Here is a 19,109-nt window from a genome sequence, read left to right on the forward strand (position 1 = left end):
GGGCTCCCGCAGAGCGCCGCACTTGTTACTGGGTGCGGTTCTCACCGCGGTAGTACTCGAAGACCCAGCCCCAGACGCCGATCAGGATCAGCGGGGCGGAGAAGTAGAGCAGCCACCAACCGACCGCGACACCGAGGAAGGCGAGGGCACCGCCGATGCCCAGCGACAGCGGCTGCCAGCTGTGCGGGCTGAAGAAGCCCAGCTCGCCGGCGTCGTCCGCGACGTCCGCCTCCTTGTTGTCCTGGGCGCCCGTGTCGACCCGCCGGGCCGTGAAGCCCAGGTAGAAGCCGATCATGATGGACAGACCGAAGGCCAGGAACAGGGCCGTCGTACCGGCGGGCTCCTTCGACCACACGCCATAGACGATCGCCATGACGAGGATGAAGACGCTCAGCCAGATGAACATCTTGCCCTGGATCTTCACTTGCCGGCCTCCTTGCTGCCCGCGATGGCGCTCGCACCGTGATCGCTGTGCTCCAGCTGCTCGAGCGCGGCGATCTCAGGGTGGTGCAGATCGAACGCCGGGGATTCGCTGCGGATCCGCGGCAGGGTGAGGAAGTTGTGCCGCGGGGGCGGGCAGGCGGTCGCCCACTCGAGCGAACGGCCGTACCCCCACGGGTCGTCGACGCCGACCGGCTTGCCGTACTTGGCGGTCTTCCACACGTTGTAGAAGAACGGCAGGATCGACGCGCCGAGCACGAAGGAGCTGATCGTCGAGATCGTGTTCAGGGCGGTGAAGCCGTCGGCCGCGAGGTAGTCCGCGTAACGACGCGGCATGCCCTCGGCACCCAGCCAGTGCTGGACCAGGAAGGTGCCGTGGAAGCCGACGAACAGGGTCCAGAAGGTGATCTTGCCGAGACGCTCGTCGAGCATCTTGCCGGTCATCTTCGGCCACCAGAAGTGGAAGCCGGCGAACATCGCGAAGACGACCGTACCGAACACGACGTAGTGGAAGTGGGCCACCACGAAGTACGAGTCGGAGACGTGGAAGTCCATCGGCGGCGAGGCCAGGATGACACCGGTCAGACCACCGAAGGTGAAGGTGATCAGGAAGCCGGTCGCCCAGAGCATCGGTGTCTCGAAGGACAACGAGCCCTTCCACATCGTTCCGATCCAGTTGAAGAACTTCACGCCCGTGGGTACGGCGATGAGGAACGTCATGAAGGAGAAGAACGGCAGGAGCACTCCGCCGGTGACGTACATGTGGTGCGCCCACACCGTCACGGAGAGACCGGCGATCGTGATCGTCGCGGCGATCAGGCCCATGTAACCGAACATCGGCTTGCGGCTGAAGACCGGGATGATCTCACTGATGATGCCGAAGAACGGTAGGGCGATGATGTACACCTCTGGATGGCCGAAGAACCAGAAGAGGTGTTGCCACAGCAAGGCTCCGCCGTTGGCCGCGTCGAAGACGTGGGCACCGAACTTGCGGTCCGCCTCCAGGGCGAACAGCGCGGCCGCGAGGACCGGGAAGGCCAGCAGGACCAGGACGGCGGTCAGCAGCACGTTCCACACGAAGATCGGCATGCGGAACATGGTCATGCCCGGTGCGCGCATGCAGATGATCGTCGTGATGAAGTTGACCGAGCCGAGGATCGTGCCGAAGCCGGAGAAGGCCAGGCCCATGATCCACAGGTCGGCGCCGATGCCCGGGCTGCGGACCGCGTCCGACAGCGGGGAGTAGGCGAACCAGCCGAAGTCGGCCGCACCCGACGGCGTCAGGAATCCGCCGACCGCGATCAGCGAGCCGAACAGGTACAGCCAGTAGGCGAACATGTTCAGCCGCGGGAACGCCACGTCCGGCGCGCCGATCTGCAGCGGCATGATCCAGTTCGTGAAGCCGGCGAACAGCGGCGTCGCGAACATCAGCAGCATGATCGTGCCGTGCATCGTGAACGCCTGGTTGAACTGCTCGTTCGACATGATCTGCAGACCCGGACGGGCCAGCTCGGCGCGCATGAACAGCGCCATCACGCCACCGATGACGAAGAACGCGAACGACGTGACGAGGTACAGCGTGCCGATCGTCTTGTGGTCCGTGGTCGTCAGCCACTTGATGACGACTTCACCGCGGCGTTGGCGCCGGACCGGCAGCTCGTCCTGGTAGTGGGACCCTGCTGCCGCGGCACCCTGGGGTTCGTTGAGGATGCTCACAGGTTGTTCGTCTCCCGGTTCTTCTCGTGGCTCGTCTGCTCGATGCCCGCGGGAACGTAACCGGTCTGCCCCTTCTTGGCGAGGTCCTTGAGGTGCTGCTCGTAGCGCTCGGGGGAGACGACCTTCACGTTGAACAGCATCCGGGAGTGGTCGACGCCGCAGAGCTCGGCGCACTTGCCCAGGAAGGTGCCCTGCTTGTTCGGGGTCACCTGGAAGGCATTGGTGTGGCCCGGGATGACGTCCTGCTTCATCAGGAACGGCACCACCCAGAAGGAGTGGATGACGTCACGCGAGGTGAGGATGAAGCGGACCGTCTTGCCCTCGGGGAGCCAGAGGGTCGGGCCCGGGTTGTGGGTCTGCGGGTTCCGCTCATTGGGGGTGCCGCAGGTGTAGACGCCGCCCGCGTCCGCCGGGAACTGGTCCTTGAACCGGTTGGGAATCGCGTCCAGGTTCTCGTCGGTCTTCGCGTCACCGGTGGAACCGTCGACGTTCTCGATGTAGTTGAAGCACCAGCTCCACTGGAAGCCCACGACGTTGACCGTGACGTCGGGCTTCTTGTCGAGGCTCAGGAGCTTCGACTCGTCGCGGGCGGTGAAGTAGAACAGCACCGAGACGATGATGATCGGAACGACCGTGTAGAGCGCCTCGATCGGCATGTTGTACCGGGTCTGCGGAGGTACCTCCACCTTGGTGCGGCTGCGCCGGTGGAAGATCGCACTCCACAGGATCAGGCCCCACACCAGCACGCCGACGGCGAGCGCGGCAGCCCAGGATCCCTGCCACAGGGAGAGGATCCGCGGAGCCTCTTCCGTGGTGGGGGTGGGCATACCAAGGCGGGGGAAGTCCTCCCATGTGCAACCGGTGGCGGTCGCCAGGACCAGGCCCGCGGTCATTGCCTGCAGCAGCTTCCGCCGCATCGGGCGCCGCGGCGAGCGGTCGGAGCCGTTGGGACTCACGTAGCGCCTTCCCGAGAGTCTCGCCCGCGCGGATTGAGCTGCGGCCTTCTCGCTGGTCGGTCGCCGCCCTGCGTCGGGCAGGGGTTTGGATGTTTATGCGGACCAAACCCTACTGGACGCCATCCGGCGGTTCGCGGGGAGGGGTGCCTAGTGGATGGAGTGGTTCGCTGGTTTGGCGGCCGTGGGTTCGTTGTGGCTTGTCGCGCCCCGCGGCGGAGTCGCATACGTACCCAGCCCCGCGCCCCTTTTGCACGTTGCGGTGACCGGCGGTTTAGCGTTGCCGTGTGGGCTACTTCGACGCTGCTTCCAGCGCTCCTCTCCATCCCGTTGCTCGGCAGGCTCTGCAGGCCTCACTCGACGAAGGGTGGGCCGACCCTGCCCGCCTGTACCGGGAGGGGCGCAGGGCCCGGATGCTGCTTGACGCCGCGCGAGAGGCCGCCGCCGAGGCGGTGGGGTGCCGGGCGGACGAGCTGGTGTTCACCCCGTCCGGTACGCGTGCCGTGCACAGCGGGATCGCCGGGGCGTTGGCGGGCCGCCGACGGAGCGGGCGCCACCTGATCGTGTCATCGGTCGAACACTCCTCGGTGCTCCATTCGGCAGAGTCCTTCGAGGCGGACGGCGGGGCGGTGACGCGGGTGCCGGTGTCGCGGACGGGGGCGGTGGCCGTCGAGGCGTACCGGGAGGCCCTGCGGCCGGACACGGCTCTGGCGTGTCTTCAGTCGGCCAACCACGAGGTGGGGACGGAGCAGCCGGTGGCGGAGGTGGCCGAGGTGTGCCGGACGGCGGGCGTGCCGTTGCTGGTGGACGCGGCGCAGTCGTTGGGGTGGGGGCCAGTGGAGGGTGGCTGGTCGGTTTTGACGGGGAGTGCCCATAAATGGGGTGGGCCGTCAGGGGTTGGGCTGCTTGTCGTGCGCAAGGGGGTTCGGTTCGCGGCACAAGGGCCCGTGGACGAGCGGGAGTCGGGGCGGGCGGCCGGGTTCGAGAACATCCCGGCGATCGTGGCCGCGGCGGCCTCGCTGCGGGCGGTGCGCGCGGAGGCGGCGGCCGAGGCGGTACGGCTGCGGGAGCTGACGGACCGGATCCGGGCGCGGGTGCCGGAGCTGGTCGCGGACGTGGAGGTGGTGGGGGATCCCGTGCGGCGGCTGCCCGGGGTCGTCACCTTCTCCTGCCTCTACGTCGACGGGGAGACCCTGCTGCACGAGTTGGACCGGGCGGGCTTCTCCGTCTCCTCCGGGTCGTCGTGCACGAGCAGCACGCTGACGCCGAGTCATGTTCTGAAGGCGATGGGGGTGCTGAGTGAGGGGAACGTACGGGTGTCGCTGCCGCCGGGCACGCCCGCGGAGGACGTCGAGCGGTTCCTCTCGGTCCTCGGGGACGCGGTGACCACGGTGCGGGAGAAGCTCGGCGCGCCGGCACCGGCCACGGTCGTGAGCGAGGACTCCCTCGTCGTGGACGCGCTGGGCAAGCGCTGCCCGATCCCGGTGATCGAGCTCGCCAAGGTCATCGGGGACGTGCCGGTCGGGGGCACGGTCCGCGTCCTCGCGGACGACGAGGCGGCCCGGCTCGACATCCCGGCGTGGTGCGAGATGCGGGGGCAACAGTACGTGGGTGAGGAACCGGCGGACCAGGGCTCGGCCTACGTGGTCCGCCGGGTGTCCTGATCAGTTCAGGTGCTTCTTGACCTCAGCGGCGGCCTCGTCGCCGTACGCCTTGGCGAAGCGGTCCATGAAGTGGCCGCGGCGCAGCTGGTACTCCTGGGTGCCGACCGTCTCGATGACGAGAGTCGCCAGCATGCAGCCGACCTGGGCGGCGCGCTCCAGGGAGACGTCCCAGGCCAGGCCGGAGAGGAAGCCGGCGCGGAAGGCGTCGCCGACGCCGGTGGGGTCGGCCTTGCGCTCCTCGTCGGGGACGCCGACCTCGATCGGGTCCTCGCCGGCCTGCTCGATACGGACGCCGCGCGAGCCGAGGGTGGTCACCCGGTGGCCGACCCGGGAGAGGATCTCCGCGTCGGTCCAGCCCGTCTTGGACTCGATGAGGCCCTTCTCGTACTCGTTGGAGAAGAGGTACGTCGCCCCGTCCAGCAGTATCCGGATCTCCTCGCCGTTCATCCGGGCGATCTGCTGGGAGAAGTCGGCGGCGAACGGGATGGAGCGGGAGCGGCACTCCTCGGTGTGGCGGAGCATGGCCTCCGGGTCGTCCGCGCCGATGAGGACCAGGTCGAGGCCGCCGACGCGGTCCGCGACCGTCTTCAGCTCGATGAGGCGGGCCTCGCTCATCGCGCCCGTGTAGAACGAGCCGATCTGGTTGTGATCGGAGTCGGTGGTGCACACGAAGCGCGCGGTGTGCAGCGTCTCGGAGATACGGACCGAGTCGGTGTCGACACCGTGCCGGTCCAACCAGGCGCGGTACTCGTCGAAATCGGAGCCCGCGGCGCCCACCAGGATCGGCTGCGTGCCCAGCTGGCCCATGCCGAAGGCGATGTTCGCGCCCACTCCGCCCCGGCGTACGTCGAGCTGGTCGACCAGGAACGACAGCGAGACCGTGTGCAACTGATCCGCGACGAACTGGTCGGCGAAGCGGCCGGGGAAGGTCATGAGGTGGTCGGTGGCGATGGAGCCGGTGACTGCGATGCGCACGGCGTGGACTCTCCTGGGGGGAGACGGATTGACAGTTCACGCTATCGGGTCGGCGCCGGGCTCTGAAGCAGGCAAAACTACCCGATAGTAGATCTTTCTTCGCAGGCTTCCGCGTGCATACGGTTCCCTCATGACGAACCTTACGGTCCATGCCCCCGCTCCGGTCGACATCGAGGTCGATCTGGCGTCGTTGCGCGGTGACTGCGCCAGGATGGCTCCGCACTGGGCGGCTCCCGACCGGATCGTTTCCGCTCCGGTCTCCCCCTCGCTCATCCATGGCGTGACGGTGCCGTCGTCGTCGGCGCGGCTGCTGGACGCGATGTCGGATTACGGGGACTGAGCCGACCGCTTCGAGGGCACGGGCGCTTTGTGAGGGAACCGTGCGCTCCCCCGCTGCGTCCCATCGCTGTCCCCCGTAAAGAGGATGCGGGATACGACAGCAGTGCAGCCGAAGGAGCGATGCGGTGAACACCGAGCGACCCGAGAACGACGACTCCACGGGCGCCTCCGGCCTGGTTCCGGAGGATGCCCGGGAGGAGAAGGGGGCTGTCGGCTCGGGAGAGGGCAAGGTCGAGGCCGGGGCGGAGACCGAGGCAGACGCCGAGGCCGTTTCCAGGGCTGAGAAGACCGACGCGGCCGCCGAGACCGAGGACGCCTCCGGGGCAGAGGAAACCGACGCCGCACCCGCGGCAGACGGCACCCCCGCGACCGCGGCCGAGGGCACCCTTGCGGCTGAGGAGGCCGACACCACCCCTGCGGGCGAGGAGAGCGCCGCCGCACCCCAAAGCGAAGAGGCCGGCCCCGCCGCTCAGGCCGAGCGGACCGGTGCCGCCCCCGAGGCCGACGAGGCCGAGGACGCGTCCGACACCGAGGAAGCGGCTGCCGCACCCGCCGCCGTAGAGGCCAAGGACGCGCCCGGCACCGTAGAGGCCGAGGACACGCCCGGCGCCGTAGAGGCCGAGGACACGCCCGGCTCCGAAGAGGTCAGGGACGCATCCGGCGCCGAAGAAGCCCCCTCTGCTGACGCCACCGCCGCCGCGCCCGGCGCGGAGGAAGGCGTTGCTGCCGCCGCCGCGCTCGGTGACGAGCCCACCGTCGGTCGCGGCGAGTCCGACGCGCCCTCCGTCATCCACGGCGAACACCCCGCCGACCTGCGCGCCCGTCGCCGCTCCCCCGCGATCATCGCCTCCGTCGCCGCCGCCGTGCTGCTCGTCGGGGGCGGTGGGGCGTATCTCGCGGCGAACGCGTCCGGTGGGTCCGGGGGCCGTACGGAGTCGGGGGCGCCCGGTGGGGACGGCACTCCGCCGACGCTCGCGCTGGACGGCTACTCCGAGACGAGCCCGAGCGGCGGCAGCAACGGCATCGCGCCGGGTGAGCCCAACCCGTACGGCCAGACGTACAAGGTCGACGGAAAGCTCCCGGACGGCCCCGACTCGGCGCCCGTGTACTGGGCGAAGGGCCAGGTCACCAAGGACCAGGTGGCCGATCTCGCCGAGGCGCTCGGTGTCGACGGGACGCCGGTGGCCGAGGGCGAGGTCTGGAAGGCCGGTCCGGCGAAGGCCGGCGAGGGGCCGAGTCTGCAGGTGGACCGGCAGGCGCCGGGGGCCTGGACGTTCACCCGGTACGCGCCGGGCACGGACAACTGCAAGGGCGGCGCCGCCGTCTGCACGCAGGATCCGGTGGCCCCGGCCGTCGACCCGGTGAGTGTGGAGGCCGCGAAGAAGGCGGCCGCACCGATTCTCAAGGCACTGGGCCAGGACGACGCGAAGGTGGACGCGAGCCAGGTCATGGGTGCCCAGCGGGTCGTGAACGCCGATCCCCAGGTCGACGGCCTGCCCACCTACGGCTGGACGACCGGGCTGACCGTCGGCGCGCAGGGCGAGGTCGTCGGCGGCAGCGGCCAGCTGGACGCGCCGGTGAAGGGAGCCACGTATCCGGTGCTCAGCGCGCAGAAGACGCTCGACCTGATGAAGACGGCACCGGGGGGCGACCACCGGATGGGCATCGGCGGCTGCGCCAGCGCCGTACCGCTGAAGGACCGGCTGGAGGCCCCGTGCGGGTCATCGGCCGACGCTCCCGCGACGGAGTCCGCCACGATCACGGACGCCGTGTTCGGACTGGCCTCGCACACCGCGCGGGGGCAGCAGACGCTGGTGCCCTCGTGGCTGTTCGAGGTTCGCACGCCGGGGTCCGAGGACGTCTACACGATGACGTATCCGGCGGTCGACCCGAAGTACCTGACCTCGACCCTCACGAGCGAGCCGTCGGGGCAGCCCAGCCCGCGGCCGAGCAGCCCCGGCGACGAGGCCACGGGAGCGCCGCGTGACGTCCAGGTGGACGGTTACACGGCCGAGGGCAGGGAGCTGACGGTGAGCTTCACCGGCGGGGTGTGCGCGGACTACAAGACGACGGCGAAGGAGAGCGGGGACAAGGTCACCGCCACCGTGACCGCGACGCCGTACAAGGACAAGGTCTGCATCATGATCGCCAAGGTCTTCCACCAGACCGTGCAGCTGGACGAGCCGCTCGGCGACCGGAAGGTGGTCGGCGCGGACGGCAAGGCGGTCCCGCTGGAGAAGCCCGGGGCGCGGCTGCCGGAGACGTCGGCGCGGTAGTCCCCGGTACGCACGAAGGCGGCGGTCCCTCCGAAGAGGGCCGCCGCCTTCGTATGGGTTCAGCTGGGTTCAGCCGACGGGGTCGGCTCAGTTGAAGGAGTCGCCGCACGCGCAGGAGCCCGTCGCGTTCGGGTTGTCGATCGTGAAGCCCTGCTTCTCGATGGTGTCCACGAAGTCGATCGAGGCGCCGCCCAGGTACGGGGCGCTCATTCGGTCGGTGACGACCTTGACGCCACCGAAGTCCTTGACCACGTCACCGTCGAGGGAACGCTCGTCGAAGAACAGCTGGTAACGCAGGCCGGAGCAGCCGCCGGGCTGAACGGCGACGCGCAGCGCCAGATCGTCGCGGCCTTCCTGGTCGAGCAGGGCCTTGACCTTCGCCGCGGCGGCGTCGGACAGGATGATGCCGTCGTCGGTGACGGTGCTGGTCTCGTCCGATACGGACATCTACATCTCTCCCGGGTTGTACGGAGACTGCTTGCCGACGGTTGCAACCGTCGGGGCCGCGGATTCATTCCGGGCCGAGGACTTGTTTCCCCTTTTCCCTTTCATGCTCGCACACACGCGGGGGAGCAAGAAGGCGGCGCCGGGATTCATGTCACATCGACGCAATGGGCATCGTCAAAGTGACGTGAAGCGGTTATGATAGATAACGTCAATTCGACGAAAAGTAGAAAGGGTGCGTGTCGTGACCACCGCCCCCACCCAGGAGCTCGACGTACAGCCGACGCCCCTTGCCCTGCTGCTCCTCGGCCGTGAGGCCGACCCGAAGAGCGAGCGGGGCGTGGAGTGCCCCGGCGACCTCCCCTCCCCGTCCGACCCGGACCTGGTCGAGCGCGCCCGCGCGGCCAAGGAGAAGCTCGGGGACAAGGTCTTCGTGCTCGGCCACCACTACCAGCGCGACGAGGTCATCCAGTTCGCGGACGTGACGGGTGACTCCTTCAAGCTGGCCCGCGACGCGGCCGCCCGGCCGGAGGCCGAGTACATCGTCTTCTGCGGTGTGCACTTCATGGCGGAGTCCGCGGACATCCTGACCGGCGACGACCAGAAGGTCGTCCTGCCCGACCTGGCCGCCGGCTGCTCCATGGCCGACATGGCGACGGCCGAGCAGGTCGCCGAGTGCTGGGACGTGCTGACCGAGGCGGGCATAGCCGAGCGGGTCGTGCCCGTGTCGTACATGAACTCGTCCGCGGACATCAAGGCGTTCACGGGCAAGCACGGCGGCACGATCTGCACGTCGTCGAACGCGAAGCGGGCCCTGGAGTGGGCCTTCGAGCAGGGCGAGAAGGTCCTGTTCCTGCCCGACCAGCACCTCGGCCGCAACACCGCCGTCCGCGACATGGGCATGTCCCTGGAGGACTGCGTCGTCTACAACCCGCACAAGCCGAACGGCGGGCTGACGACGGAGGAGTTGCGCGCCGCGAAGATGATCCTGTGGCGGGGTCACTGCTCGGTGCACGGCCGCTTCAGCCTGGAGTCGGTGCGGGACGTGCGTGAGCGCATCCCTGGCGTGAACGTGCTGGTCCACCCGGAGTGCAAGCACGAGGTGGTCGCCGCCGCGGACTACGTCGGTTCGACCGAGTACATCATCAAGGCGCTGGAGGCTGCCCCGGCCGGCTCCAAGTGGGCCATCGGCACGGAGCTGAACCTGGTCCGCCGCCTGGCGAATCGCTTCGCCCCCGAGGGCAAGGAGATCGTCTTCCTCGACAAGACGGTCTGCTTCTGCTCGACCATGAACCGCATCGACCTCCCCCACCTGGTCTGGACCCTGGAGTCCCTGGCCGAGGGCAACCTCGTCAACCGCATCGAGGTCGACAAGGAGACCGAGGCGTTCGCGAAGCTGGCGCTGGAGCGGATGCTGGCGCTGCCGTAGCCCGTCCGGGCAACTACACGGCCGACCACCTCACCCCGAGTCGGGCTTCCGCTCGGGGTGAGCGGGGTCGAGGCTGAAGACGGTGCCGTCGGGGTTCAGCACCACCAGGGCACCTTCGTCGAGGAAGACCTTCGACGCATAGGGAACGCCGACGACCTGGTCGGCCCGCGGGGAGGATTCCCACAGCAGGGTGCCCTCGCGGGCGTCGAGGGCGGCGACGCGCCCGCTGGCGCTGGCCACGTACACCGTGCGCCCCTGCCCGTCTGCGACCGGCGTACCGGGCTGCTGAAGGGTCGTCGAGGTCTGCCACAGCAGCTTGCCCGTCTCGGGCGACACGGCGGTCATCCGGCCGCTGGAGGAGGCGAACAGAAGTACGCCGTGCACCAGGGTCGCGTCCCCGCGCGGGCTGCCCGCCAGCTTCTTCGCCCGTACGGCCCCGGTGCCCGGGTCCAACAGCAGGACGTTGGTGTACTCGATCTCCTCGGCGCTCGTGGGGGCCCGGTCGCCGTATTCCACGAAGACCAGGTCACCGTCGAGGGTGCCGAGCGGGTCGCCGTCGATGTCCGGGGCGTCCTTCCGCCGCGTCGTGCCGTCCGCCAGGTCGAAGGCGAAGAGCACGTTGTCGGCGGGCTCCTTCGTCATGTCGGCGCATGCCGCGTAGGGGCGCCCGTCGACGTCGTGGAACTCGCAGCCGTAGCCGGACGGGACGGGTGCGGTCCAGCGTGCCTTGCCGTCACGCGGCGACCGGGCGGTCACACGGTTGCCGTCCGGGGTCAGGAGCAGGTCTCCGACGAGGGCCGTCTCCAGGCTGTCCGAGTCCACCGGGTGTGACCACAGCCGCCTGCCGCTGTCCGTGTCGAGGGCGACGACACTGGTCACCTCGTCGTCCCGCGCGTCGTTCATGACCAACTGGGTGTACAGCAGCACACCTTCACGCACCCCGAGGACCACGCTGGTGTAGCTTCCCCGCTCCACCCCGGAGGGCTGGGAATCCGCCCGCCAGGCGATCCTGCCCGTCAGACCGTCCACGCGGACCGGGAGGGTGCCGTCTCCACCGCAGTACAGGGCGCCCTCCCCCGGCGCGCAGGACAGAGGCCCGCCGTAGGCCGCGCCGCCGGGGCCGCCGTCCAGCGCCTTCTTCACACCACTCGCGGCGGTCCCGTACACCGTTGTCTGCCAGGGTTGCCAGCCGTCGGGCAGGGTCCCCCACCTGGAGGACACGGACGGCGACGAGCCCGAGTCGTCGCGGGAGTCCTGAAGTCGGGGTCCGAACAGCAGGTAGGCCGTCAGGCCGAGGGCGAGCGCGACGACCGTGCCGGTCGCGGCCAGCAGGCGGGTACGGCCGGGGCGGGCAGTGTGCGCGGGGTCGGCGGCCCCCGGGCCGGGCTCCGTCGTCTCCGGCGGGTCCTTGCGCAGGCTCATCGTGGGCAACTCGCCCGGGTCCGGTTCGGGCAGGGCGGCCGCCAAGTCCCCTGCCAGCTCGTCGAGTCCGGGCCGCTCGGCGGCCTTTTTGGCCAGGCAGCGCTCCAGGACCTCCCGCAGCGGCTCCCCCACGCCGTCCAGTACGGGTTCGTTGTGGACCACCCGGTAGGCCGTCAGATAGGGGCTGTCGGCGTGGAAGGGGCCTCGCCCGGTCGTGACGTACACCAGCAGCGCGCCGAGCGAGAAGACGTCCGAGGCCGGGCCGACCGTGCGGGCGTCGGTGAGTTGTTCCGGGGACATGAACGGCGGGGTGCCGATCATCTGGCCGGTCTCGGTCAGGGTGTGGTTCTCCGCCGCGCGGGAGATGCCGAAGTCGATGACGCGCGGGCCGTCCTCGGCCATCAGCACGTTCGCCGGTTTCAGGTCCCGGTGCACCACGCCGGCCCGGTGGATGTCCCGCAGCGCCTCCACCAACCCCAGCGCGAGGCGGCGCAGTTCGGCGGCCTTCAGCGGGCCGCTGTCGCGCAGCCGCTCGGCGAGGGAGCGGCCGGGTACGTACTGCGTGGCCATCCAGGGCCGCGCGGCCTCCGGGTCGGCGTCGACGACGGGTGCGGTGAAGGCGCCGCTCACCTTGCGGACGGCCTCGATCTCCTGCCGGAACCGGGTGCGGAAGACGGCGTCCTCGGCGTACTGGGCGTGCACCACCTTGACGGCGACCTCCCGCCCGGACCGGGATCTGCCCCGGTAGACGACGCCCATGCCTCCGGCTCCCAGCCGGTCGACCAGCTTGTACCCGCCGAGCGACCTCGGGTCGTCCCTGTGCAGCGGCACGGCCCGAACCCCCTTCCCCCGTGAAGCAGTTCGAGGGCTCAGGATACGTAACACACGGCGGCGGCCGGTGCCCGGACCTGTCGAGGTCCGGGAACCGGCCGCCGTGGCTCACGGGCCCGTCACACGCGCGCGTGCTCCGGCTCGTCCGAGGCCGACGCGGTGTCGGCGGTCACGCCCGCCTTCTTCGCCCGCTTCGCCGCCCGCTTCTTCGCGCGCCGCTCCTTGCGGAGCTCCAGCATCGCGTAGAGCGTCGGTACGAGCAGCAGGGTCAGCAGGGTCGACGTGATCAGGCCGCCGATCACGACCACCGCGAGGGGCTGGGCGATGAAGCCGCCCTCGCCGGTGACGCCGAGCGCCATCGGGAGGAGGGCGAAGATCGTCGCCAGGGCCGTCATCAGGATCGGGCGGAGCCGGTGCCGGCCGCCCTCGACAACCGCCTCGACGACGCCGTATCCCTGCCCCCGGTACTGGTTGATGAGGTCGATCAGCACGATGGCGTTGGTGACCACGATGCCGATCAGCATCAGCATGCCGATCATCGCCGGTACGCCCATCGGGGTGCCCGTGGCGACCAGCAGGCCGATCGCGCCGGTCGCCGCGAAGGGGATGGAGACCAGCAGGATCAGCGGCTGGGCCAGCGAGCGGAAGGTCGCGACCAGGAGCATGAAGACGATCGCGATCGCCGCGAGCATCGCCAGGCCGAGGTTCGCGAACGCGTCGTCCTGGTCCTGGGAGACCCCGCCGATCTCGGCCGTGGCGCCCGCCGGGAGCTTCAGGGCGTTGATCTTGGCCTGAAGGTCCGTGCTCACCGCGCCCGTGTTGTCACCGGTCGGCTTCGCGCTGATGGTGGCCGCGCGCTGACCGTCGATCCGGGTCATCGACACCGGGCCGTCCGCCAGCTGCACGGTCGCGATGTCGCCCAGTTCGACCGGGCCCAGGCGCAGGTTCTTCAGCTCCTGGAGTGTCCTGGCCGGCTTGGCCGACGTGATGACGACGTCCCGCTCGGTGTCGTCGAGGATCGCCTTGGCGGTGGTGGTGCCCCGTACCGCCTGCGTCACGGCGGCGCCCAGCGTCTGGTCGTTGAAGCCGGCCGCGGCCGCCTTGTCGTTGGCCTTGACCGAGATGCGCGGGACGCTCTGCGCCAGGTCGCTGGTCACGTCGGTGACGTGGTCGAGCCCGGCCACGGCGTCCCGGACCTCCTCCGACGCCTTGCGCAGCACACCGGCGTCGGCCGCCTTCACGACGACGCTGAGGTCCTGGTTGCCGAAGCCGTCACCGACGCCGACCGTGGTCGTGCCGATGCCCTTCAGCTTGCCGAGGCCCTCCTCGATGCTGTCCTGTACGTCCGCGGAGGACGCGGAGTCCTCCAGCATCACCTGGTACGAGGCCTGGTTGGAGTCCGTGCCGCCGCCGAAGGCGGCCAGGAAGCCGGAGGAGCCGATGGTGACCTGGTAGTCCTTGACGCCCTTGGTGTCGCCGAGCAGCTGCTCGACCTTCTTCGCCTGCGCGTCGGTCGCCGCCAGGCTGGTGCCCGGCTTCAGCTCCTGCTTGACGGTGAGGACCTGCTGCTCGCCCGGGTCGAAGAAGTTCGTCTTCAGCAGCGGCGCCATGCCGAAGGTGCCGACGAGGACCACCACGGCGATCGCCACACTGGTCAGACGGCGACGGGTCGCGAAGCGCAGGACGGGGACGTAGATGCGCTGGAGGCGGCTCTTCGCCTCCTTCTCCTCCGCCGTGCGGCGCGCTTCCTCCGCGTCCTCGGGGGTGCCCTTCGGGGTGCGCAGGAACCAGTACGACAGGACGGGGACGACCGTCAGCGACACCAGCAGGGACGCCAGCAGCGCCGCCGTCACCGTGAGGCTGAAGGCGCCGAACAGCTCGCCCACCATGCCGCCGACCAGGCCGATCGGCAGGAACACGGCGACGGTGGTGAGGGTGGAGGAGGTGACCGCGCCGGCGACCTCGCGGACCGCGGTGAGGATCGCGGACTCGCGCTCCTCGCCGTAGCCGAGGTGGCGCTTGATGTTCTCCAGGACGACGATCGAGTCGTCGACGACCCGGCCGATCGCGATCGTCAGCGCGCCCAGCGTCAGCATGTTCAGGGAGAGGTCGCGCGTCCACAGGACGATCAGGGCGAGGACGACCGAGAGCGGGATGGACACCGCGGTGACCAGCGTCGAGCGGATCGAGGCCAGGAAGACCAGGATGACCAGGACCGCGAAGAGCAGGCCGAGCGCGCCCTCCGTCGTCAGGCCCTCGATGGACTTCTTCACGGCCGGACCCTGGTCGCTGACCACGGTGACGGAGGCGTCTGCGCCGAGGTCCTTGCGCAGGTCGGGCAGCTTGTCCTCGACCGCGTCCGAGATGGCGACCGCGCTGCCGTCGTGGTCCATGGTGACCGCCACGGCGAGGCTGGGTTTGCCGTCGGTACGGGTGATCGAGTCGGACGGGGCCTCCTGCTGCTCGACCTTGGCCACATCGCCCAGGCGGACCGGCTTCTCGCCGGTGATCATCAGGTCCTGGATCTGCTTCAGGGAGGTGAAGCCGCCGCCGACCTGGACGGTGCGGTTGGCGCCGTCCTCGTCGAAGGAGCCCGCCGGGACGGTCGCGCCGCCCGCCTGCAGGGCCTGGCCGAGGTCCTGCGTGGTCAGGCCCGCCTTGGCCAGCTTCGCCTCGTCGGGCGTGACGGTGACCCGCAGGTCCCGTACGCCGTCGACGGTGACCTGACCGACACCGTCGATGTCCTTCAGGTCCGGCACGACGGTCCGGTCGAGCTGATCGGCGAGGGCCTGCTGGTCCTTGCCGGAGGTGACGGCGAGGACGACGGTGGGGATGTCGTCCGTCGAACCGGCGACGACCTGCGGGTCCACCTCGTCCGGGAGCTGGACGCGGGCCCGGTTGACGGCCTGCTGGACGTCGGAGACGAGCTGCTTGGTGTCGTTGCCGTAGTCGAAGGACGCCATGATCACGGCGTTGCCCTCACTGGCCTTGGAGGTGACGCCGGAGATGCCGTCGACGGCCTCGAGCATGTCCTCGATGGGCTCGACGACCTGCTTCTCGACGACGTCCGGCGAGGCACCCTGGTAGGGGGCGATGACCGAGACCACGGGCAGTTCGATGGTGGGCAGGAGTTGCTGTTTGAGCTGGGGTATCGCGATCGCCCCGAAGGCGAGCGCGATGATCGACATCAGGCCGATCAGGGCCCGTTGTGCGAGGCTGAATTTTGACAGCCAGGACATGCGTCAGGGTCTCTCTTCTGTGAGCGGCAGAAGTGGCAGTGGGCGCGAAGATCAGCGCCCACCCCTACACCCTGAGCCATGGCGGAAGGCCGATCCCTAGCCCCCAGGTCCATTTCCTTATGCGGCGCATACTCCGGCCGCAGTACGGCCGGGTAGAGGTCACTCCACCCTTGGGCGTACCAGGCCCGACTCGTACGCGATCACCACGAGCTGGGCCCGGTCCCGGGCGCCCAGCTTGGCCATGGCCCGGTTGACGTGCGTCTTCACCGTCAGCGGGCTGACCTCCAGGCGTTCGGCGATCTCGTCGTTGGAGTGGCCGCCGGCGACCTGGACGAGCACCTCGCGCTCCCGCACGGTGAGCGCCTCGAGGCGTTCGGCGCGGGCGGGGTCACGGTCGTCGTCCGCCGCGTCGCCCTGGGCGAGGAAACGGGCGATCAGGCCCTTGGTGGCGGCCGGGGAGAGCAGCGCCTCGCCGCCCGCCGCGACCCGGATGGCGTTGAGGAGCTCGTCGGGTTCGGAGCCCTTGCCGAGGAAGCCGGAGGCGCCCGCGCGCAGCGACTGCACGACGTAGTCGTCTACCTCGAAGGTCGTCAGGATGACCACGCGGACGTGGGCCAGTGCGGGGTCGGCGCTGATCAGGCGGGTGGCGGCGAGCCCGTCCGTGCCCGGCATCCGGATGTCCATCAGGACGACCTCGGCGTTCTGTTGCTTCGCCAGCCGGACCGCCTCCTCGCCGTCGGCCGCCTCGCCGACCACTTCCATGTCGGGCTCGGAGTCGACGAGCACACGAAAGGCGCTGCGGAGCAGCGCCTGGTCGTCGGCGAGCAGGACACGGATCGTCATACGGGATCCTTCGTGGCGGAGGTGGTCTTGACGGGCAGGATCGCATGCACGCGGAAGCCGCCGCCGTAGCGGGGACCGGTGGTGAGCGTGCCGCGCAGGGCGGTGACGCGCTCGCGCATGCCGAGCAGGCCGTGGCCACCGCCGTCCTCGGGGCCCTCGTCCGTGCCGGGGCGGCCGTCGTCGAGGACGGTGACCTCGATGTTCGGTCCCACGCGGACGACGCTCACCTCGGCCTTGGCCTCGGCGCCCGCGTGCTTCTGCACGTTGGTGAGGGCCTCCTGGATGACGCGGTAGGCGGCCAGGTCGACGGCGGCGGGCAGGGTGGTGTCGTGGTCGGCGCGGGCGACCTCCACCTGGAGGCCGGCGTTGCGGAAGGTGCCGGCGAGTTCGTCGAGGCGGTCGAGGCCGGGGGCCGGCTCGGTCGGCGCCTCCGGGTCGCCGGACTGGCGCAGCAGACCGACCGTGGCGCGCAGTTCGTTGAGCGCGGAGCGGCTGGCCTCCCGTACGTGGGCGAGAGCCTCCTTGGCCTGGTCGGGCCGCTTGTCCATGACATGCGCGGCGACGCCCGCCTGGACGTTGACCAGGGCGATGTGGTGGGCGACGACGTCGTGCAGGTCACGGGCGATGCGCAGGCGTTCCTCGGCGACGCGGCGGCGGGCCTCCTCCTCGCGGGTGCGTTCCGCGCGTTCGGCGCGCTCCCTGATGGCGTGGATGAAGGCGCGACGGCTGCGGACGGCGTCGCCCGCGGTGGCGCCGATGCCGGTCCAGGCGAGGATGCCGAGGTTCTCCTGGGCGTACCAGGGCAGGGGTCCGGCGAGCATGGCGGCGCCGGTGAGGACGGCCATGGTGAGCAGGCCGACCCGCCAGGTGGTGGGGCGGTCGGTGGTGGAGGCGACGGTGTAGAGGGCGATGACCGCGGACATCGCGACGGGGGCGCGGGGGTCGCCGGTGACGGACTCGACGACCGAGAGGGTGCCGGTGAGGGCGAGGACCGTCATGGGGGCCCGGCGGCGGAAGATCAGCACGACGGCGGCGAGAGTCATCAGGAGCAGGCTGAAGGGGTCCGGCGTGCGCATGCCCCAGGTGACGCCGTCCTGCCCGTGCGGATCCACGAACGAGCCGGCCACCATGCACGCGAGGACGGCGGCCGCCAGGGCCGCGTCCAGGGCGAGGGGGTGTGCCTTGGCCTGGGACCGGGCGCGTTCGAGTGTGCTCACGGTTGAACCGTACGGGGGAGTTGTCCTCGCCGGTACCTGTGTGGGGGTGGCTTGACGTGCGGTGCCCTGGCGGCTGCCGCCCCCAGGCCCCCGCTCCGGCGCTGAACGGGCATCGTCCTCAACCGCCGGACGGGCTGGACACCGCTCAGCTGTGCCGCAATGGCTCCGTCACCCCGGGATCAAGCCGTCGTCGCTGAGCAGTTCCCGGACCTCCTCCAGGGTGGCGTCCGGGGACGGGAGAATGAGCTCCGACGGTTCCAGGGAGTCGTCGGGGAGTGGCTCGCCCAGTTCGTGGACCTTGGTGAGCAGGGCCTGGAGGGTGCGGCGGAAGCCGGGGCCGTCGCCGTTCTCCATCTCGGCCAGGAGTTCGTCGTCCAGCTTGCTCAGTTCGGCGAGGTGGCCGTCGGCCAGCCTCACCTGCCCCTCCCCCATGATCCGTACGATCATGTCGCCTCCTCGGCGTGGGCCCTCACTGCTTGTCTACAGCTCCGCTACTGCTTGTCGAAGCGCGGCGTGTCCTGCGGCTGCTGCTGGGACTGCGACTGGCCGTTGCCGCCCTCGATGGCCTGCTGCCCCGCGGACGAGCCGCCGGCGAGCTCCGCCTTCATGCGCTGCAACTCCAGCTCTACATCCGTACCACCGGAGAGCCGGTCCAGCTCGGCCTGGATGTCGTCCTTGGCCATGCCGGAGGGGTCGTCCAGGGCACCGGAGGCGAGGAGCTCGTCGATCGCGCCGGCGCGGGCCTGGAGCTGGGCGGTCTTGTCCTCGGCACGCTGGATGGCCAGGCCGACGTCGCCCATCTCCTCGGAGATGCCGGAGAAGGCCTCGCCGATACGGGTCTGGGCCTGGGCAGCGGTGTAGGTCGCCTTGATCGTCTCCTTCTTCGTACGGAAGGCGTCGACCTTGGCCTGGAGGCGCTGGGCCGCGAGGGTGAGCTTCTCCTCCTCGCCCTGGAGCGTCGAGTGCTGCGTCTCGAGGTCCGTCACCTGCTGCTGGAGCGCGGCGCGGCGGGAGAGCGCCTCGCGGGCCAGGTCCTCACGGCCCAGCGCCAGCGCCTTGCGGCCCTGGTCCTCCAGCTTGGAGGACTGCGACTGCAACTGGTTCAGCTGGAGTTCCAGGCGCTTGCGGGAGGTCGCCACGTCGGCGACGCCACGGCGGACCTTCTGAAGGAGCTCCAACTGCTTCTGGTACGAGTAATCGAGGGTCTCGCGCGGGTCCTCGGCCCGGTCAAGGGCCTTGTTCGCCTTCGCGCGGAAGATCATCCCCATACGCTTCATGACACCGCTCATGGGCTTCGCGCGCCCCCTTCTGACGTCCAGC

Annotated in this window: 15 protein-coding genes; 4 read left to right on the forward strand and 11 right to left on the reverse strand. The window is 70.0% G+C overall.

The features are described from left to right. Positions 1–25: 25 nt before the first annotated feature. Genes AC067M_RS01430 through ctaC form a run of 3 tightly spaced genes read right to left on the reverse strand, consistent with a single transcriptional unit; the run spans position 26 to position 3,113 of the window. Positions 26–424 (reverse strand): cytochrome c oxidase subunit 4, encoded by a 399-nt coding sequence (locus AC067M_RS01430; protein ID WP_478694909.1) that lies wholly within the window; start codon positions 422–424, stop codon positions 26–28. Beyond that, positions 421–2,157, reverse strand: a complete 1,737-nt coding sequence (ctaD, locus tag AC067M_RS01435) for an aa3-type cytochrome oxidase subunit I (protein ID WP_478694910.1) — start codon at positions 2,155–2,157, stop codon at positions 421–423. Before ctaD ends, AC067M_RS01430 begins: the two co-directional genes overlap by 4 nt. Next, positions 2,154–3,113 carry an aa3-type cytochrome oxidase subunit II gene (gene ctaC, locus AC067M_RS01440; RefSeq protein WP_478694911.1) on the reverse strand — a complete coding sequence of 320 codons (960 nt, stop codon included), beginning with the start codon at positions 3,111–3,113 and terminating at the stop codon, positions 2,154–2,156. The genes ctaD and ctaC overlap by 4 nt, the downstream gene beginning before the upstream one ends. A gap of 284 nt (positions 3,114–3,397) precedes the next feature. Here ctaC and AC067M_RS01445 point away from each other — a divergent pair, with 284 nt between their 5' ends. Continuing rightward, positions 3,398–4,774 carry an aminotransferase class V-fold PLP-dependent enzyme gene (locus AC067M_RS01445; protein WP_478694912.1) on the forward strand — a complete coding sequence of 459 codons (1,377 nt, stop codon included), beginning with the start codon at positions 3,398–3,400 and terminating at the stop codon, positions 4,772–4,774. On the opposite strand, the gene AC067M_RS01450 is transcribed toward AC067M_RS01445, so the two are convergent. Continuing rightward, the gene (locus tag AC067M_RS01450) at positions 4,775–5,749 is read right to left on the reverse strand and encodes a carbohydrate kinase family protein (protein WP_478694913.1); all 975 of its coding nucleotides are present in this window, start codon (positions 5,747–5,749) and stop codon (positions 4,775–4,777) included. Between the two features lie 130 nt (positions 5,750–5,879). On the opposite strand from AC067M_RS01450, the gene AC067M_RS01455 reads away from it, so the two are divergent. Together AC067M_RS01455 and AC067M_RS01460 are read left to right on the forward strand one after the other, a co-directional pair. Further along, the gene (locus tag AC067M_RS01455; RefSeq protein ID WP_478694914.1) at positions 5,880–6,089 is read left to right on the forward strand and encodes a hypothetical protein; all 210 of its coding nucleotides are present in this window, start codon (positions 5,880–5,882) and stop codon (positions 6,087–6,089) included. A 124-nt stretch (positions 6,090–6,213) separates the two neighbouring features. Then, entirely contained in the window at positions 6,214–8,364 is a 2,151-nt protein-coding gene (locus AC067M_RS01460) for a DNA polymerase III subunit gamma/tau domain-containing protein (protein ID WP_478694915.1), read from the forward strand. Positions 8,365–8,451: 87 nt separating this feature from the next. On the opposite strand, the gene AC067M_RS01465 is transcribed toward AC067M_RS01460, so the two are convergent. After that, the gene (locus AC067M_RS01465; protein ID WP_037669012.1) at positions 8,452–8,811 is read right to left on the reverse strand and encodes an iron-sulfur cluster assembly accessory protein; all 360 of its coding nucleotides are present in this window, start codon (positions 8,809–8,811) and stop codon (positions 8,452–8,454) included. Between the two features lie 241 nt (positions 8,812–9,052). On the opposite strand from AC067M_RS01465, the gene nadA reads away from it, so the two are divergent. Next, positions 9,053–10,237 (forward strand): quinolinate synthase NadA, encoded by a 1,185-nt coding sequence (nadA, locus tag AC067M_RS01470; protein WP_478694916.1) that lies wholly within the window; start codon positions 9,053–9,055, stop codon positions 10,235–10,237. A gap of 30 nt (positions 10,238–10,267) precedes the next feature. Here nadA and AC067M_RS01475 read toward each other — a convergent pair whose 3' ends face one another. From AC067M_RS01475 to AC067M_RS01500, 6 genes are all read right to left on the reverse strand, one after another. Beyond that, a complete protein-coding gene (locus AC067M_RS01475) occupies positions 10,268–12,490 on the reverse strand; it encodes a serine/threonine-protein kinase (protein WP_478694917.1) in 2,223 nt (740 codons plus the stop codon). A gap of 119 nt (positions 12,491–12,609) precedes the next feature. After that, positions 12,610–15,729, reverse strand: a complete 3,120-nt coding sequence (locus tag AC067M_RS01480; RefSeq protein ID WP_478694918.1) for an efflux RND transporter permease subunit — start codon at positions 15,727–15,729, stop codon at positions 12,610–12,612. Positions 15,730–15,888: 159 nt separating this feature from the next. Next, positions 15,889–16,572: a response regulator transcription factor gene (locus tag AC067M_RS01485; protein WP_478694919.1), complete on the reverse strand. Its 684-nt coding sequence runs from the start codon at positions 16,570–16,572 to the stop codon at positions 15,889–15,891. Further along, positions 16,569–17,789 carry a sensor histidine kinase gene (locus AC067M_RS01490; protein ID WP_478694920.1) on the reverse strand — a complete coding sequence of 407 codons (1,221 nt, stop codon included), beginning with the start codon at positions 17,787–17,789 and terminating at the stop codon, positions 16,569–16,571. Before AC067M_RS01490 ends, AC067M_RS01485 begins: the two co-directional genes overlap by 4 nt. Before the next feature lie 168 nt (positions 17,790–17,957). After that, entirely contained in the window at positions 17,958–18,236 is a 279-nt protein-coding gene (pspAA, locus tag AC067M_RS01495; protein WP_478694921.1) for a PspA-associated protein PspAA, read from the reverse strand. 44 nt (positions 18,237–18,280) lie between these two features. Continuing rightward, the gene (locus tag AC067M_RS01500) at positions 18,281–19,051 is read right to left on the reverse strand and encodes a PspA/IM30 family protein (RefSeq protein ID WP_478695341.1); all 771 of its coding nucleotides are present in this window, start codon (positions 19,049–19,051) and stop codon (positions 18,281–18,283) included. Between the last annotated feature and the right edge of the window lie 58 nt (positions 19,052–19,109).

The sequence above is a fragment of the Streptomyces sp. NPDC043427 genome, assembly GCF_056436655.1.

What these genes read in the sequence shown, in the direction of transcription:
- AC067M_RS01480 (WP_478694918.1), bottom strand. Translation starts at nt 15,729, where the DNA reads ATGTCCTGGCTGTCAAAATTCAGCCTCGCACAACGGGCCCTGATCGGC.
- pspAA (WP_478694921.1), bottom strand. Translation starts at nt 18,236, where the DNA reads ATGATCGTACGGATCATGGGGGAGGGGCAGGTGAGGCTGGCCGACGGC.
- AC067M_RS01500 (WP_478695341.1), bottom strand. Translation starts at nt 19,051, where the DNA reads ATGATCTTCCGCGCGAAGGCGAACAAGGCCCTTGACCGGGCCGAGGAC.
- AC067M_RS01465 (WP_037669012.1), bottom strand. Translation starts at nt 8,811, where the DNA reads ATGTCCGTATCGGACGAGACCAGCACCGTCACCGACGACGGCATCATC.
- AC067M_RS01455 (WP_478694914.1), top strand. Translation starts at nt 5,880, where the DNA reads ATGACGAACCTTACGGTCCATGCCCCCGCTCCGGTCGACATCGAGGTC.
- AC067M_RS01485 (WP_478694919.1), bottom strand. Translation starts at nt 16,572, where the DNA reads ATGACGATCCGTGTCCTGCTCGCCGACGACCAGGCGCTGCTCCGCAGC.